The sequence below is a fragment of the Yoonia rosea genome (assembly GCF_900156505.1).
In the GTDB taxonomy this organism is placed as follows: Bacteria; Pseudomonadota; Alphaproteobacteria; order Rhodobacterales; family Rhodobacteraceae; genus Yoonia; species Yoonia rosea.
Map to the genome: position 1 here is coordinate 2,122,392 of NZ_FTPR01000001.1, position 14,055 is coordinate 2,136,446.

Sequence of the window (14,055 nt, forward strand, 5' to 3'; positions counted from 1 at the left end):
AAAAAGCAGGACTCAGCCATGTCTCGTCTCTTCTTTATCCTGATCGCCGCTGGCATCGCCGTTGCTGCCGGCGCCGTGTCTGCCCAGTCAACGCAGACGGATACATCCACACAAACCCAAACGTCTCAACCTTCACCTGAGACGACCAAAGGATGTGCCAACCTTGGCACGCTTTCCAGCGAGACTTGCACCCTGCTGGGCAAGTAGCGCTGTAGCAGCGATGGGGTTATATTCTCCTGGCGCCCTGTCGCTGCTATGTCCTTGCCGCTAGTGAACTGATCGCTTTATGATGAAGTCCTGTAAGGAGCCCAAGATGCCCGACGGTACAATCGAACCCAAAAAAGGACGGAAATTTGATCAGGTGCTGGAAGGCGCCCGACATGTCTTTTTATCCGACGGTTTTGAAGGGGCCTCGGTTGATGATATCGCCAAGGCAGCAGGTGTGTCAAAGGCAACGCTCTATAGCTATTTCCCCGACAAGCGCTTTTTGTTCATGCAAGTGGCCAAAACCGAATGCGCCCGTCAGGCCGAACATGCGATCGAAACGATCAATATGGATGCGCCCGTGCGGCAGGTGCTGAATGCGATTGCGATCGACATGGTCGATTTCATCACATCACAATTCGGCAAACGCATTTTCCGGATTTGTGTGGGCGAAAGTGACCGTTTCCCGGAGTTGGGGCGTGAGTTTTACGAAAGCGGCCCGCTTTTGATCCGTGGCCGATTGGTGGATTTCTTCCACAGAGCCGTGGAAAATAACGAATTGGCGATCACCGATTTCGAACTGGCGGCGGAACAATTCCACGAACTCTGCAAAGCCGACCTGTTTCCGCGCATGGTGTTCAACATGGATGATGAGTTCACGCCAGCCGAGAAACAGCGCGTGATCGACGGTGCTGTTGATATGTTCATGGCGCGCTACGGGGTTTAATCCAGCCGCCGCACCTCGACATTGCGCCCTTGGGCTTTTTTGATCTCGAACCGCCCGGTCTTTTCCAGCAAATCGCTCAGTTTTGGGCTGCCATAGGTACGCGGATCAAAGTCCGGACTGGCTCGGGTAATATACTGACCAAGCTGGCCAAGCGAAAACCACTCGCCCTCGGGATCAATACTATTCATTGCCTTGATCACCAGCGGGATCGCCTCGGACGGCGGGTGGCGGTCATTTGAGGTTTGCGCGGACTTTCCGGTTTTCTGAGGTTTGTCCGCTTCTTTTTCGGCGCTGACGATATTCTCGATCAGGATAAAGCGATTGCAGACATTGCGCAGACTGACCGGCGCTTTGCTTTCACCGATGCCGATCACCTCAACCCCGTTTTCGCGCATGCGGTTGGCAAGCGCGGTGAAATCACTGTCTGACGAAACCAGAACAAAGCCGTCAAAACGGCCTGTGTGCAAAATATCCATCGCATCAATCACCAGCCCGATATCGCTGGCATTCTTGCCCTTGGTATTGGCGGTTTCCTGATTGGCGACCATGCCCAACTCCATGACCACCTTTTTCCAATTGCCCAGCGCGGGACTGGACCAATCGCCGTAGACACGACGTAACGCAGGCTCACCGTAGGTCGTGATCTCGCGCATGATATCGGCGGCATATTTTGCGGGAATATTATCGGCATCAATCAAGACGGCCAGCAGCATACGGTCTTTGGACAAGGGGGTTTTCCTAGACTTGGGATAATTTGAAATCGCGACGACGACAGACGAACGCTACCGCGTTCGGTTCAAAGATGGAACCAAGTTCCCTCAAACGCAAAAGGCCCGATCAACGACCGGGCCTTTGTGACCATTACGTGTGTTCTAAAACTCGACGACAGCGCGAATTGATTTGCCCTCATGCATCAGATCAAAACCCTTGTTGATGTCGTCAAGGCTCAGCTTGTGGGTAATCATCGGATCAATCTCGATCTTGCCCTGCATGTACCAGTCCACGATCTTGGGCACATCTGTCCGGCCGCGCGCACCACCAAAGGCGGTTCCGCGCCAACTGCGGCCTGTCACCAACTGGAACGGCCGTGTTGAAATCTCGGCACCTGCGGGTGCCACACCGATGATGATGCTTTCGCCCCAACCCTTATGCGCCGCTTCCAGTGCTGTGCGCATCACACCTACGTTGCCAGTCGCATCAAAGGTATAATCGGCACCGCCGCCTGTCAGCGCAACCAGATGCGCGACCAGATCACCGTCAACTTCGCTGGGGTTCACAAAATCGGTCATACCAAAACGTGTGGCCATCTCGACCTTACCCGCGTTCAGATCAACGCCGACAATCTGATCCGCACCTGCCAGTCGCAGGCCCTGGATCACGTTCAGGCCAATCCCGCCCAAACCAAAGACAATCGCGGTCGAGCCGATCTCGACCTTGGCAGTGTTGATCACGGCACCGATGCCTGTCGTCACGCCGCAGCCGATATAACAAATCTTGTCGAACGGTGCGTCCTCACGCACTTTCGCCAAGGCGATCTCTGGCAGGACAGTGTGGTTCGCAAAGGTCGAGCACCCCATGTAGTGCAGGATCGGCGTACCATCGAGCATGGAAAAGCGCGAGGTGCCATCCGGCATCACGCCCGCACCTTGGGTGCTGCGGATCTTTTGGCACAGGTTGGTTTTCGGGTTCAGGCAATACTCGCACTCGCGGCATTCAGGTGTGTAAAGCGGGATCACGTGATCGCCGGGCTTCAGGCTCGTCACACCGGGGCCGACCTCAAGCACGACGCCCGCACCTTCATGCCCAAGGATCGCAGGAAACGCGCCCTCCGGATCAGCGCCCGAACGTGTGAATTCATCGGTATGGCATAGACCGGTCGCCTTGATTTCAACCAGCACCTCACCGGCCTTGGGGCCTTCGAGGTTCACTTCCATCACTTCCAGCGGTTTGCCCGCTTCTAGTGCCACGGCTGCACGGGTGCGCATATCGGGTATCTCCTTATTGATTGCTTAGACGATCAGTCAAACAGGACAAAAGTTCAACCACTCTGTGCGCTATGCCTTGTGTTTGAGACCAAACACCGGAAAATGGCAGGATGAAACGCTATCTCGCACTGACCCTTATTGCCGGTTGCACCGCAGCCCAAGCCCCGCTGCCCCCGCAAAGCGAAGACACTTGCGGTGCATCGGAATTCGCGCATCTCATCGGGCAACAGGCAACAGCCCTTGAACGGACATTGCTGCTTGGCCCTGTCCGCGTGATCAGGCCCGGCGATGCCGTCACAATGGATTTCCGGACCGATCGTGTGAATTTCCGGATCGGCGAAGACGAAACAATCCAGCGGATTGATTGCGGCTAAAGCTGTGGGAGCAACGAAAGTCCCCGATGTCACGAACTGGGTGGGGGCTATTGACCGCAACACCGGGGTAGCATTTCGCTATATGCAAGTGTTCGCAATCAGTTGTGTTCCCAGTTGGCAGGCGTTGTGACGTTGCGTCGTTCATTTCATGGCAGAACAATGGCAATGAAAGATGGACCCTTGATTTTGTTGGGGTTTGGCGCAACTCTGAACTATGACTATTCAACCACTCTCTCAGTTTCACGCGCCCGAACAGGTCGCGTTCCATCGGACAGAACTGAATGTGATTCTCGGGCTGTACGGGCGCATGGTCGCCGCGGGCGAATGGCGCGACTACGGCATGTCGCATCTCCGCGATGTTGCCGTATTCTCGGTTTTCCGCCGCACCGCTGAACACCCACTCTACCGCATTGAAAAGCGGCCAAAGTTACGGATGCGTCAAGGGCAATACGCCGTCATCGGGATGGACGGACAAATCCTCAAGCGCGGCAATGACCTGCGTCAGGTCCTGCGCCTGCTTGAGCGCAAACTGATCCGCGCTGTCGATTAGAGCCGTTTGCGCGCCACAACGGGGCCGTCACCCTGTGCCTCAATTCGCAGGATTGCCCGTTCCACCGGTTCATAGGCTGTCGCCATATGATGGGCATTCGCGTGGATAAGCGTGGTATCATCCACCAGCATCCCCACATGACCTTTCCAGAAAAGCAGATCTCCGCGCTGAAAAGCGCCCTCAAAGGGTGCGCCCAGATCGGCCTGCTGCATGTCGCTGTCGGCGGGACAGGGGATCGCACAAGCCTGTAAAGCCGCAGCAATCAGCCCCGAACAATCAATGCCACGGGTAGAATTCCCCCCCCAGAGATAGGGCACACCGAAATGCAGCTGTGCGACGGTTGCCGGATCGGTAAAGGGCCGGTCCAAGGCGCGCAGATGGCTTTTTGGCACAAACCCGACATTCGTTTCAAAGAACTTGCGTCGTTCATCCAGCACCTGCACCCGCGCCCCGAATGGCAGACCAAGCAGATCGGGGGATTTGAAGTCTTCTTCCTCATAAGCATGGGTCGCGGCGGTCGCGACAAAATGCGAGGGCGGCATCATTGTGGCCAAACGATCTGACGGCACATAGCCCACATAACCGTCGCCGCCTTGAACAAAGGACCAACCGTTCAAATCCTCAAACACGGTAACGACCGCCCCCAGCAGCAGTTGCCGGTCACGCGGTCCATCAGGTGCAGCGCGCAAATCCACAACTGGCGCGGCAACCATGGCGGGCCAGCCTTCAAGATAGCGTTCAGCATCGACCTGCCCCGCAAGATGCATCGCAGCGACACGGCCATTCGCGGGGGTCAGGCGCCTGTCGGTCACAACTTCAGCATCTCTGGCAGGGCCTCGAGCACCGCACGCGCGCCCATGCCGACACCGCCACGCGGACGGGACGGCGCCGCCGTTGGCTGCCAGCCGTAAATGTCGAAATGCATATAAGGGCTTTCCACAAAACGGCGCAGAAACAAGGCCGCCGTGATAGACCCCGCAAAACCACCTTTGGGCGCGTTATCCAGATCGGCGATCCCGGGCTCGATCATCGCCTCGTAGGGTTCATAGAACGGCATGCGCCAGACCGGATCGGCAACCTTGCGCGCGGCCTTCGCAAGCGCATCGGCGTGATCATCATTGTCGGTGTAGAACGGCGAGATGTCAGCCCCCACCGCCACACGCGCAGCCCCTGTCAGTGTCGCCATCGAAATCACCAGCGCCGGATCATCCTCATCCGACAGTGTCAGCGCATCAGCCAGAACCAAACGCCCCTCGGCATCTGTGTTGTTAATCTCGACCGTCAAACCCTTGCGCGACGTCAGAATATCCTGCGGCCGGAAAGCACTGCCATCAATGCTGTTTTCCACCGCAGGGATCAACACGCGCAGACGCAAAGGCAGATCCAGCGCCATGATCATATGCGCAAGGCCCAGCACCGTGGCCGCACCGCCCATGTCTTTCTTCATCAACCCCATCGAACTGCCGGGTTTGATGTTCAGACCACCGGTGTCAAAACACACGCCCTTGCCCACAAGCGTCAGCTGCGGGCCAGTGTCACCCCAACGCATGTCAATCAAACGCGGTGCGCGCGATGACGCACGCCCGACCGTATGGATCATCGGGAAATTGCTGGTGATCAGATCATCACCCGTAATCACATTGATGCTGGCCTCATGTTCTGACGCCAAGGCGCGCGCGGCCTCTTCCAGCTCAGCCGGACCCATATCCGAGGGGGGCGTGTTGATCAGTTCCCGCGTCAGCGCCTCGCCATTTGCAATAATCGCGATTCGGCCGGCATCAACATCCTCGGGCGCAACAAGGCGCGGGGCGGGTTTGGACGGCTTGGAGTAGCGGTCGTAACTATACCCGGCCAAAAGCCATGCAAGTGCGGCTTCCTCAAGTTCATCGCCGTGCAGGCCGCTTGCGATGTCATAGGTTCCTGCTGGCAGCTTTTGCACTGCAGCCCCCATATGAAATCTGTCGCGCGCGCGCCGTGCCGCGGTGCCATAGCCCACCAGAACCCGCGCAATGCCGCCCTTTGCATCCGGCAGACATAGCACCTGACCCAACGATCCGTTAAAGTCCTGCGCCTTGGCCCAAGCCTGTGCTTCCGAGGACAGAGCCTCTAGCACGGTATCAACACCATCACTTTCGATGACATCAACAGGGATTGCGGCATCGCTGGGGTCTGCAAAAGCAAGTGGCATGACGGGTCCTTATGAAAATTGTCATGTCCAACCCTATCTTTCTGCCCGGAGCCTGCAAGCGCGGATCACACCGTCACGAGAAATCCCTGAAATTCCACACCTCGCTGACGGCCATGTCAAAGCCCCGCTCAAGCCGTGCCATGGTGGCATCGAGCGCGATCCAGTCCTTTTGTGCGATACAGGCGCAGACGTGGCCCGCCGCGACAGAGACCTCTGTCAGACCGATATGATCGGCGACGACGCCAATTCGCACCGCAGGGCGCTGCATCTTGGCGAATGCGTCGGCAGCACGGGCGCGCTGCAACATGTCCAACCGCATTGCGATGTCTTCCAACATACGGCAGACAATCGCTTCGGCGTCATCGTCATCCTTTTCGGCAAACAGCCGGATAAGGGGCGAAGGATCAAAGAACAGCCTATGCTGGCAATTGAGAACAACCACATCAGAAGATGGGTCAGAAACAGGTGCGGGGAAGGGTGTAATATTTTCCATGGTCGTCGTTTTATGACGACAAGGTTCCCAGAAGGTTGAGACGAGCGTAAAAATCGCTCGAAATTCATGAAAATGCCACGTATCTCTGCGGAAGTAATGAAAGACGTACCTATGGAACATGCCCGCCCCCTTCCAGCCTATCTGGTCAACCGCTATCACGGTTGGAAGGCAACGATTTATACAGAAAACCGTGGCTGGTACCGGCGTCTGGCCGAAGACGGACAGCACCCGCGCTCGATGGTGATTTCCTGCTGCGACAGTCGTGTGCATGTTACCTCGATCTTTGGCGCTGATCAGGGCGAGTTCTTTATTCACCGTAACATTGCCAATCTGGTACCGCCGTTTAACCCTGACGGCCACCATCACGGCACCTCTGCGGCCGTGGAGTATGCGATTTCGGGCCTGAAAGTGGCACATCTCATCGTTCTGGGTCATTCGGGCTGCGGCGGTGTTGAAGGCTGCTACAATATGTGTTCCGGCAAAGCCCCCGAGCTCGAAGAATCCAGCAGCTTTGTGGGCCGCTGGATGGAAATCCTCCGCCCCGGCTATGAGGCACTGGACCCGGGCGATGATGCGACCCGCAAGACAGCGCTTGAAAAGGCATCTGTCGTGATCTCTTTGCAAAACCTGATGACATTTCCCTTTGTGAAAACGGCGGTCGAAAGTGAGCGTCTGTCGATTCACGGCCTGTGGAATGATATCGGCGAGGGCGGGCTCGAAGCCTATGATCCCAAAAAAGAGTTGTTCTACCCCATTTAGAACCAATCATTTCCCGGGGCATCGGTTGCCCGAAATCACGCATATTCAAGGACTGAGACGAAATGCAGGAAATCCTATCGCTGGCAGGGGCCAACCTCATTTCACCGATCATCCTCAGCTTTGCCTTGGGCCTCGCAGCGGCTTTGGCGCGTTCTGACCTGACCATCCCAGAAGCCGTGGCCAAAGGCATGTCGATCTATCTTTTGTTCGCCATCGGTTTCAAAGGCGGCGTCGCAGTCAGCACACATGGCATTGACCAAACGCTGATCCTGTCGCTGATTGCCGGCCTGATCCTGTCTTTCGGATTGCCATTGATTGCCTTTGCGCTGCTACGCGTCATGACCGGCCTGTCCAACATCGACGCCGCCGCCGTCGCCGCGCATTATGGCTCTATCAGCATCGTGACCTTCGTGGCCGCAACCTCCGTACTGCAGGGCCGCCTGATCGACAGTGAAGGTTACATGGTCGCTGTCGCAGCCGTCATGGAAGCCCCCGCGATTCTGTCTGCCCTCTGGCTTGTCGCCCGCAGCGGTGGCGGTGGCAAAATGGAACCGGGTTTGATGCGCGAACTTCTACTGAACGGCTCAATTGTCCTGCTGGTTGGCGCGTTCTTTATCGGCGCAATCACCGGCGAACAGGGCCTTGCAGAGATCAGCCCCTTCATTGTGGCCCCTTTCAAAGGTGTGCTCTGTCTTTTCCTGCTCGACATGGGCCTGATTGCAGGGCGTGGCCTGCGGCAATCGCGCGGGGTGGTCGGCATGGGGGCCGTCGGCTTTGCGATCGTGATGCCGCTTGTCGGTGCGATGATCGGGCTTGGCGCGGGTCTGCTTGTCGGCCTCTCGCTCGGCGGCGTGGTGCTGATGATGGTGCTTAGCGCCTCGGCCAGCTATATCGCCGTGCCCGCCGCGATGCGCGTGGCCCTGCCCGAGGCAAATCCTTCGGTCTATCTGACCCTGTCACTCGGGGTCACCTTTCCCTTTAACCTCACGCTTGGCATTCCGCTTTATTTGGCCGTAGCGCAAATCGTTGTCGGAGGCTGACATGCAAACCCATACAGCAAAACGGGTCGAAATCGTGATTGAGGCCCCTTTGGAAAACCGCCTGACAAAGGCCCTGACAGAGGCGGGGGTGACCGGCTTTACGATCCTGCCCGTATTGGGCGGTTCTGGACGGTCGGGGGTTTGGACCCGCGAAGGTCAGGTCGGGCGCGCGGGCATGGTCCAAGTGGTCTGCCTGATCAAGCCCGAGCGGCTTGACGGATTGTTGGATGCCGCATTCAGCGTGGTGGAAAAACACATCGGCGTGGTGAGCATCACCGACGCACAGGTGCTGCGCGCGGAGCGTTTCTAAGCGCCCCAAACCGCCGCGCCCAACGACCGGTCGAACGCGAAACACTGTCCATTCAAAGACCCTGAATTGACGTTGGTGAGTGCAGCCTTGTGCCCTTTGCGAGGGAATCCGGCGTGTGCAAAGCGATTTGGAACCTGCCTTAACCAATTCTTAACATCTGCAACAAAAACGTGTGCCAGATCACAGAGCAGCGCGGATCGTTAGGCTACTGTCCTCCATATTCTACACCGTATTTTTATATGAATTGGAGTAAACAAATGGCTAACGAAGAACTGTATGTCGGACAAAAACTCACGGCTGTGTTGGAGGATGTCGAAACCAACACCGCGATCGCGACATGGGAATATGAAATCCTTGCGGTAACAGACAAGCTAGATGCCTCTCAGGGGCTTGAGACCAAGCTGATTTCGGAGAAATGGATCACCCCCGAAGCACAATCAATCCACACGATGGAGGAAAGCGCTGCGGGTGCATCGCTTGAAGGCAGCGCCGACACCGCGCTTGAAGTCACGAAATTTGCGTGGGATTTCATCAAGGATAACAAGGCCGTCAGCAACGCCAAAGACACCACGACATCGGTGATCCTGAAGGGCACTGATCCGCTCGATTATCAAAATGCAAAAGAAGGCAAAACCGGCGACATCCGGTTCTATGTCCACGATTCACTCATCAAGGACTGGATTTTGGTCGAAGTCATCTCGCGCTTGCAAGGCACCTATCATGCGACCCCAAGCAAGCCGGACATGGCTTTTGGTCACTACTTGCCATCGGTGCATTTCAATGTGGTCAAGATTTTCGTCGGCTTTTCCTTCCGGCTTGATGCCCATGCCGAGGTGACTGCGCCCTCTAACCTTGGCCCGAAAGATGATGTGCAGCCACAGGTCGGCATCTATGCCAAATTCAAGGTCAGCTGGCTGAGCAGCCATACATATACCGCCTCATTTGGTGCCAATGGCCTCAGGGGCTTCAGCTTTAAAGGCTGGAACTAGCACAAGAGGCGGGGTGCGGCGACTGATGCCCTACCCCGCCCAATCCGCTGACTGCATCTCGCGCAAACGGCTGGCGGTACGCTCGAACTCGAATGTGCCAGTGCCTTCAACATAGAGCATCTCAGGCACGGCTGCGGCTGAGCAAATCAGTTGCACCTTCGCTTCGTACAATGCGTCGATCAGCGTGACGAAACGCTTGGCTTCATTGAAATTATGGCGCGACAGGATCGGGATGTCCTCGAGGATCAGCACCCGCACCGCATCTGCCAGCGCCAGATAATCCCCCGCGCCCAATGGCCGGCCACACAAATCAAAAAATTTCGCGCGCGCGACCCCGTTGTGAAACTGTGGCAAGGTGACTTCGCGCCCTTTGACATGCAGCACCAGCGCTTCCGACACCCCGTTGCTCAGGTGATCCCAGATCTTGGCGATGGCTTGGTGCGCGGCCGCGTCATTGGGTGTGAAATAGCTGGGGCTACCCGCCAACCGGTCCTGACGGTAATCCGTCGGGCTGGCCAATTCATGCACAACCATCCGCTCTTTCAGCAAGGCGATGAACGGCGTGAACAGCTGCCGGTTCAATCCGTCCTTGTAGAGATCATCCGGTGGGCGGTTCGATGTCGTGACAATGACCACACCGCGCGCAAACAGCGCTTCAAACAGGCGCCCCACAAGCATCGCATCGGTGATGTCGGAAATCTGCATCTCGTCGAACGCCAGAAAGCGCACCTCATCCGCCAGCTTTGCGGCCACCGGGGCCAGCGCATCATCTACGCCGGTTTTGCGCGCCGCCGTCATCTCGCTGTGAACCCATTGCATGAAGGCATGGAAATGGCGGCGCTGTTTCGGGACTGTAACCAGATCATAAAGCAGGTCCATCAGCATCGACTTGCCGCGCCCGACCCCACCCCACATGTAAAGGCCCCGAACAGGCGGTGGCGCTTTGCGGAAGAGACCACGTTTCACCGGCGTATCAACCGCGGCACGCACGCGTTCCAATTCGGGCAGAACCCCGATCTGGGCATCATCCGCGTGTAGCCTGCCTGCGGCAACCGCCGCGTGATATGCCTCTTGTACTGTCATCGCGTTTGGATAGCGCGCAGCCCTGCCGATGAAAAGCGTGTCATATGTGCGAGGTTGCAGAATATCGGTGCAAAGGCGCTGCGACCTGCCTAGCGCCTGCGCCGCAGATATATTTCGACACCAAGAAGATAGGGCAAAAAGAACGCAAAATTCTGCACCAGATCAAAACCACCCGTGAACTGCGGGTTCGACCAGAGCCCATCGGTCGCCAGATACCAAAGGCCGTAGTGGACACGGTAAAACCAGGACCCCAGCGCCAACCAGAAGAACCGCAAGGCCCAAGCGTTGTGATCTACAAAACGCCCCGCCCGCGCATGGCGGATCGTTTGCAGCGCAGTCCCCAGCAACAACACCCCGTAAAGCGAAAACCCGATATCCATCGGTGTGCCGCCAATTGTGCCCCGCAGCGCAATATAAACCAGCCCGCCCACTGCGGTTGCGACGCCGGCTACGATAATCAGCCGCCCCGACCAGCGGTGCAACGCAGGCCACCGCCGCCGGATTGCGGGGACCAGTTGGAAAGGCACCAAGGCGGTGATTGCCGCGCCCGTCGCCATGTGGACAAAAACCGAGACATTCGCGACAGTATTTTCGGATTGTATGTAGTGCGGCTCTGGCAAGGCATCCCTGAGGCCCGATTGCCCGAAATCAATCGCGTAAAGTGCAAAAGGAACTATGAGCAGCGCCAAAAGCACCAGCGATGATGTTTGAAGAAAGGGTCTCATAGACGATCCAGATAACGCATTTCAAACCCTGCGCCAGTTTTGAGTATGGCATGAAAGCAGCGCACCGAAGCAAAAGGCACGCCAGCCTGACGCCTTAAATCAGTCAATCCCGCAGCGTGGCGCGCAAAGCTGCTGCCACTTCGGCCTTGTGGGTGTAAGGCAGCGCATGATCAGCCCCCTCCACAACCTCTTGCCGTGCATCCCTGTTCCACAATCCCAAAAGACCCACAGCGCGGATCGAGATCACCGGATCTTCCCGCGCCCATATCGCCGCGACAGAGATGCCCTGACGGTGCAGCTTGCGGTGGTCGTCTTCCTGGCTCTCATTGAGCATTCCACGCCGCGACAACAGCTGCGCAGGCAGATAACCGCGCCGCCTCAATTCCTTGCGCTGCGCGTTCAAGACCCGCTCAATTTCAGGCGTTTCGCCGCGGGAGGGGATCGCTTTGCGCATGCGCTCATGACCAAAGGCGGCATGCACCCAATCCCCCAGCAGCGGGACCCGCCGACAAAACCGCGAAAAACGGCTTTCGTTTGTGGCGATGCCGGAACTCGCGATCAGGATCACCTGCCTCACGCTATGGGGGTATTCGCTGGCAAATGCTGTCGCAATGCCGCCACCCATGGAAAAACCGGCAATCGTGATTTCTTCCGATACGCCTTGATCAGCGCAAAGATCGGCCAATTGCCGCACAAAAAACGCACGGTCCTGTTTGCCGGCCGGGGCATCCGACAAACCACGCCCGTAAAGGTCATACATCAAGACACGATACCCCAAGCGGCCCAAGTCCTCGGCCACCCCTTCCATCGCAATCATCGGCGTCGAGATGCCATGCACGACAACAGCCACCGGACCGCGCACAGACCCTGCCCAGCGGAAATGAGTCACACCTTGCGACAGCGTGACAAACTCACCGCGCGCACCTTGTCGTTCTGCATCACCGATCACGGGACGGCGGCGTTCAACCAGAAACGGTTGCGCGGCGACATAGGCACCCAACGCGACGACCAGAACAATAAGCACCCAAAACACGACAGCTGTCCCTTTCCAAGACCTTCAGGGGGCTCTTAACCCTCTGCCGACCAGGCTTCTAGTATGTATCGGCTCGTCATCAGATCCAGATGCGCGCCACCGCCATTCTTAAACAGGGTAATCTCGTCGTCATTGTGGCGCTTGAATTGCGCAAGCTGATAATAGTCAGCGACCACATCTGCCGCGTGAAATGCACCAGAGGCGATCGGGATTTTCAACTCGCCGATATGCCCGATTGTCGTTTCGCGACTATCGACAAAGACCCGCGCCTTTTGCAGCGCCGCATCGTCCACCTCGCGCATATCGGGACGGTAGGCGCCAATCAGGTCTACATGCTGGCCGGGTTGCAGCCACGCCCCCTTGATCACGGGATCGGTCGACATCGTGGCCGACGTAATCACGTCGGCGCCGCGCACCGCCTGCTCCAGATTGTCCGCAATCGCGACATCCGGATGCTGCGCTTGAAAGGCCTTGGCACCCTCGGGGGAGCGGTTCCAGATTGTAAACGCCGCATCCGGGAAGGCCGCGCCATAAGCTTCATAAAGCGAATGCCCCACAGTGCCCGCACCCACAATCAGGATATTCCGGCTATCGGGCCGTGCCAGACGCCGCGCTGCCAAAAGGCTGTCGCCTGCGGTTTTCCACTTGGTCACGAGCGCAAAATCAAGGATCGCCTCAAGTGCGCCATCCTGACCGGAGAACAGGTTCACCGCCCCGCCAATCGCGGGTTTCCCAGCGGCTTTGTTGCCGGGAAAAATCGTGGCGCATTTAACGGCCAGACCGAGGCCCGCAATCCACGCCGAACGGTTCAACAGCGTGTTGTTGCCTTCATAAAGAAACACATCCGCCACATCCGCCTTCGGCCCATCGTGCCCCACAGCCAAAGCATCGGTCAGCGCCAGCCAATCCAGTTTCTTCTGGCCTTCCGCGAAAGGGATCATCACAGTCATTGCGCCGCCTCCTCACTTAAGACACCTTCTGCGACCAATCGGTCAGCCCAGCCTTGGGGGTGTTCGAATAGATGCGTCTGCCACCCGCGTGACGCAGCCGCGTTGATATTGTCGATCCGGTCGTCAGTGAACAGCAGGCCATCGGGCGGCACACCGCAATCCGCCTCGACCTGCGCATAGATTTCGGCATCGGGTTTGATCACGCCCATATGGCCCGAGATGTAGCGGCGGTCGAATTCACCCAAAAAGGGATAGACGGGTTCTGCAATCTCGAAGGTCTGGATGCCGAAATTCGTCAAGGCAAAAACAGGCACCTCCGCCGCCCGCAAGGCCCGCAACAAGCGGACCGAATGGTCAATCGCGGGGGCCGCCATATCGATCCAGCGATCGTGCCACATCATCACTTCGTCATGCCATTCGGGGTTGGCCTTGGCCGCCGCCGTTATCGTTGCGTGAAAATTGCCGCCACGGTCCACCTCATCATTGATGCCGTGCAGATCAATCGCCGCAAACATCGCACGGCGCCGTTCTTCGCCGATCATACTGTCGAAAAACCGCTCAGGCTGCCATTCGATCAGCACGTTTCCAATGTCAAAAACAACCGCCTGAACGCCTGCCATAGAGCGACTCCTTCTTGCAATTCAC

Annotated in this window: 18 protein-coding genes; 8 read left to right on the forward strand and 10 right to left on the reverse strand. The window is 57.5% G+C overall.

Annotated elements, in window-relative coordinates:
• The first annotated feature begins 18 nt into the window (after positions 1 to 18).
• Complete coding sequence (locus B0B09_RS10585) at positions 19 to 207, forward strand: hypothetical protein (protein WP_055293561.1); 189 nt, start codon at positions 19 to 21, stop codon at positions 205 to 207.
• 106 nt (positions 208 to 313) lie between these two features.
• Positions 314 to 931 (forward strand): TetR/AcrR family transcriptional regulator, encoded by a 618-nt coding sequence (locus tag B0B09_RS10590; protein ID WP_076659536.1) that lies wholly within the window; start codon positions 314 to 316, stop codon positions 929 to 931.
• Here B0B09_RS10590 and B0B09_RS10595 read toward each other — a convergent pair.
• Entirely contained in the window at positions 928 to 1,659 is a 732-nt protein-coding gene (locus B0B09_RS10595; RefSeq protein ID WP_055293557.1) for an NYN domain-containing protein, read from the reverse strand. The genes B0B09_RS10590 and B0B09_RS10595 overlap by 4 nt on opposite strands.
• Positions 1,660 to 1,803: 144 nt before the next feature.
• Positions 1,804 to 2,916 (reverse strand): S-(hydroxymethyl)glutathione dehydrogenase/class III alcohol dehydrogenase, encoded by a 1,113-nt coding sequence (locus tag B0B09_RS10600; protein WP_076659537.1) that lies wholly within the window; start codon positions 2,914 to 2,916, stop codon positions 1,804 to 1,806.
• A 110-nt stretch (positions 2,917 to 3,026) separates the two neighbouring features.
• On the opposite strand from B0B09_RS10600, the gene B0B09_RS10605 reads away from it, so the two are divergent.
• Entirely contained in the window at positions 3,027 to 3,290 is a 264-nt protein-coding gene (locus B0B09_RS10605; protein WP_076659539.1) for an I78 family peptidase inhibitor, read from the forward strand.
• A gap of 214 nt (positions 3,291 to 3,504) precedes the next feature.
• Positions 3,505 to 3,840, forward strand: a complete 336-nt coding sequence (locus B0B09_RS10610) for a DUF2794 domain-containing protein (protein ID WP_076659540.1) — start codon at positions 3,505 to 3,507, stop codon at positions 3,838 to 3,840.
• On the opposite strand, the gene B0B09_RS10615 is transcribed toward B0B09_RS10610, so the two are convergent.
• From B0B09_RS10615 to B0B09_RS10625, 3 genes are all read right to left on the reverse strand, one after another.
• Positions 3,837 to 4,652, reverse strand: a complete 816-nt coding sequence (locus B0B09_RS10615; protein ID WP_076659542.1) for a C40 family peptidase — start codon at positions 4,650 to 4,652, stop codon at positions 3,837 to 3,839. The genes B0B09_RS10610 and B0B09_RS10615 overlap by 4 nt on opposite strands.
• On the reverse strand, positions 4,649 to 6,028 hold the full coding sequence (locus B0B09_RS10620; RefSeq protein WP_076659544.1) for a leucyl aminopeptidase family protein: 1,380 nt from the start codon (positions 6,026 to 6,028) through the stop codon (positions 4,649 to 4,651). The genes B0B09_RS10615 and B0B09_RS10620 overlap by 4 nt, the downstream gene beginning before the upstream one ends.
• A 73-nt stretch (positions 6,029 to 6,101) precedes the next feature.
• The gene (locus tag B0B09_RS10625) at positions 6,102 to 6,521 is read right to left on the reverse strand and encodes a hypothetical protein (RefSeq protein WP_055293546.1); all 420 of its coding nucleotides are present in this window, start codon (positions 6,519 to 6,521) and stop codon (positions 6,102 to 6,104) included.
• A 111-nt stretch (positions 6,522 to 6,632) separates the two neighbouring features.
• Between B0B09_RS10625 and B0B09_RS10630 the strand changes: the two genes are divergently transcribed.
• The 4 genes from B0B09_RS10630 (at position 6,633) to B0B09_RS10645 (ending at position 9,619) form a co-directional block, all read left to right on the forward strand.
• Complete coding sequence (locus B0B09_RS10630; RefSeq protein ID WP_055293544.1) at positions 6,633 to 7,280, forward strand: carbonic anhydrase; 648 nt, start codon at positions 6,633 to 6,635, stop codon at positions 7,278 to 7,280.
• A 62-nt stretch (positions 7,281 to 7,342) separates the two neighbouring features.
• Positions 7,343 to 8,320: a sodium-dependent bicarbonate transport family permease gene (locus B0B09_RS10635; protein ID WP_076659546.1), complete on the forward strand. Its 978-nt coding sequence runs from the start codon at positions 7,343 to 7,345 to the stop codon at positions 8,318 to 8,320.
• Between the two features lies 1 nt (position 8,321).
• Positions 8,322 to 8,630 (forward strand): P-II family nitrogen regulator, encoded by a 309-nt coding sequence (locus B0B09_RS10640; protein ID WP_055293541.1) that lies wholly within the window; start codon positions 8,322 to 8,324, stop codon positions 8,628 to 8,630.
• 257 nt (positions 8,631 to 8,887) lie between these two features.
• The gene (locus B0B09_RS10645; protein WP_076659548.1) at positions 8,888 to 9,619 is read left to right on the forward strand and encodes a hypothetical protein; all 732 of its coding nucleotides are present in this window, start codon (positions 8,888 to 8,890) and stop codon (positions 9,617 to 9,619) included.
• Between the two features lie 30 nt (positions 9,620 to 9,649).
• Here the strand turns inward: B0B09_RS10645 and zapE are convergent, their stop codons facing one another.
• The 5 genes from zapE to B0B09_RS10670 all read right to left on the reverse strand — a co-directional run bounded on the left by zapE (position 9,650) and on the right by B0B09_RS10670 (position 14,030).
• A complete protein-coding gene (zapE, locus tag B0B09_RS10650; RefSeq protein ID WP_055293537.1) occupies positions 9,650 to 10,702 on the reverse strand; it encodes a cell division protein ZapE in 1,053 nt (350 codons plus the stop codon).
• An 89-nt stretch (positions 10,703 to 10,791) separates the two neighbouring features.
• Positions 10,792 to 11,427: a DUF2306 domain-containing protein gene (locus tag B0B09_RS10655; RefSeq protein WP_076659550.1), complete on the reverse strand. Its 636-nt coding sequence runs from the start codon at positions 11,425 to 11,427 to the stop codon at positions 10,792 to 10,794.
• 103 nt (positions 11,428 to 11,530) lie between these two features.
• The gene (locus B0B09_RS10660; RefSeq protein ID WP_076659551.1) at positions 11,531 to 12,460 is read right to left on the reverse strand and encodes an alpha/beta fold hydrolase; all 930 of its coding nucleotides are present in this window, start codon (positions 12,458 to 12,460) and stop codon (positions 11,531 to 11,533) included.
• 35 nt (positions 12,461 to 12,495) lie between these two features.
• Positions 12,496 to 13,410, reverse strand: coding sequence for an ornithine cyclodeaminase family protein (locus tag B0B09_RS10665; RefSeq protein WP_076659553.1), 915 nt, complete (start codon positions 13,408 to 13,410; stop codon positions 12,496 to 12,498).
• On the reverse strand, positions 13,407 to 14,030 hold the full coding sequence (locus B0B09_RS10670; RefSeq protein WP_076659555.1) for an HAD family hydrolase: 624 nt from the start codon (positions 14,028 to 14,030) through the stop codon (positions 13,407 to 13,409). Before B0B09_RS10670 ends, B0B09_RS10665 begins: the two co-directional genes overlap by 4 nt.
• Positions 14,031 to 14,055 lie beyond the last annotated feature (25 nt).

Excerpts from the sequence above, each read along its gene's own strand:
- B0B09_RS10625 (WP_055293546.1), bottom strand. The coding sequence starts at position 6,521 with ATGGAAAATATTACACCCTTCCCCGCACCTGTTTCTGACCCATCTTCT.
- B0B09_RS10605 (WP_076659539.1), top strand. The coding sequence starts at position 3,027 with ATGAAACGCTATCTCGCACTGACCCTTATTGCCGGTTGCACCGCAGCC.
- B0B09_RS10670 (WP_076659555.1), bottom strand. The coding sequence starts at position 14,030 with ATGGCAGGCGTTCAGGCGGTTGTTTTTGACATTGGAAACGTGCTGATC.
- B0B09_RS10640 (WP_055293541.1), top strand. The coding sequence starts at position 8,322 with ATGCAAACCCATACAGCAAAACGGGTCGAAATCGTGATTGAGGCCCCT.
- B0B09_RS10585 (WP_055293561.1), top strand. The coding sequence starts at position 19 with ATGTCTCGTCTCTTCTTTATCCTGATCGCCGCTGGCATCGCCGTTGCT.
- B0B09_RS10590 (WP_076659536.1), top strand. The coding sequence starts at position 314 with ATGCCCGACGGTACAATCGAACCCAAAAAAGGACGGAAATTTGATCAG.
- B0B09_RS10620 (WP_076659544.1), bottom strand. The coding sequence starts at position 6,028 with ATGCCACTTGCTTTTGCAGACCCCAGCGATGCCGCAATCCCTGTTGAT.
- B0B09_RS10600 (WP_076659537.1), bottom strand. The coding sequence starts at position 2,916 with ATGCGCACCCGTGCAGCCGTGGCACTAGAAGCGGGCAAACCGCTGGAA.
- B0B09_RS10635 (WP_076659546.1), top strand. The coding sequence starts at position 7,343 with ATGCAGGAAATCCTATCGCTGGCAGGGGCCAACCTCATTTCACCGATC.
- B0B09_RS10665 (WP_076659553.1), bottom strand. The coding sequence starts at position 13,410 with ATGACTGTGATGATCCCTTTCGCGGAAGGCCAGAAGAAACTGGATTGG.
- zapE (WP_055293537.1), bottom strand. The coding sequence starts at position 10,702 with ATGACAGTACAAGAGGCATATCACGCGGCGGTTGCCGCAGGCAGGCTA.
- B0B09_RS10610 (WP_076659540.1), top strand. The coding sequence starts at position 3,505 with ATGACTATTCAACCACTCTCTCAGTTTCACGCGCCCGAACAGGTCGCG.
- B0B09_RS10645 (WP_076659548.1), top strand. The coding sequence starts at position 8,888 with ATGGCTAACGAAGAACTGTATGTCGGACAAAAACTCACGGCTGTGTTG.
- B0B09_RS10630 (WP_055293544.1), top strand. The coding sequence starts at position 6,633 with ATGGAACATGCCCGCCCCCTTCCAGCCTATCTGGTCAACCGCTATCAC.
- B0B09_RS10655 (WP_076659550.1), bottom strand. The coding sequence starts at position 11,427 with ATGAGACCCTTTCTTCAAACATCATCGCTGGTGCTTTTGGCGCTGCTC.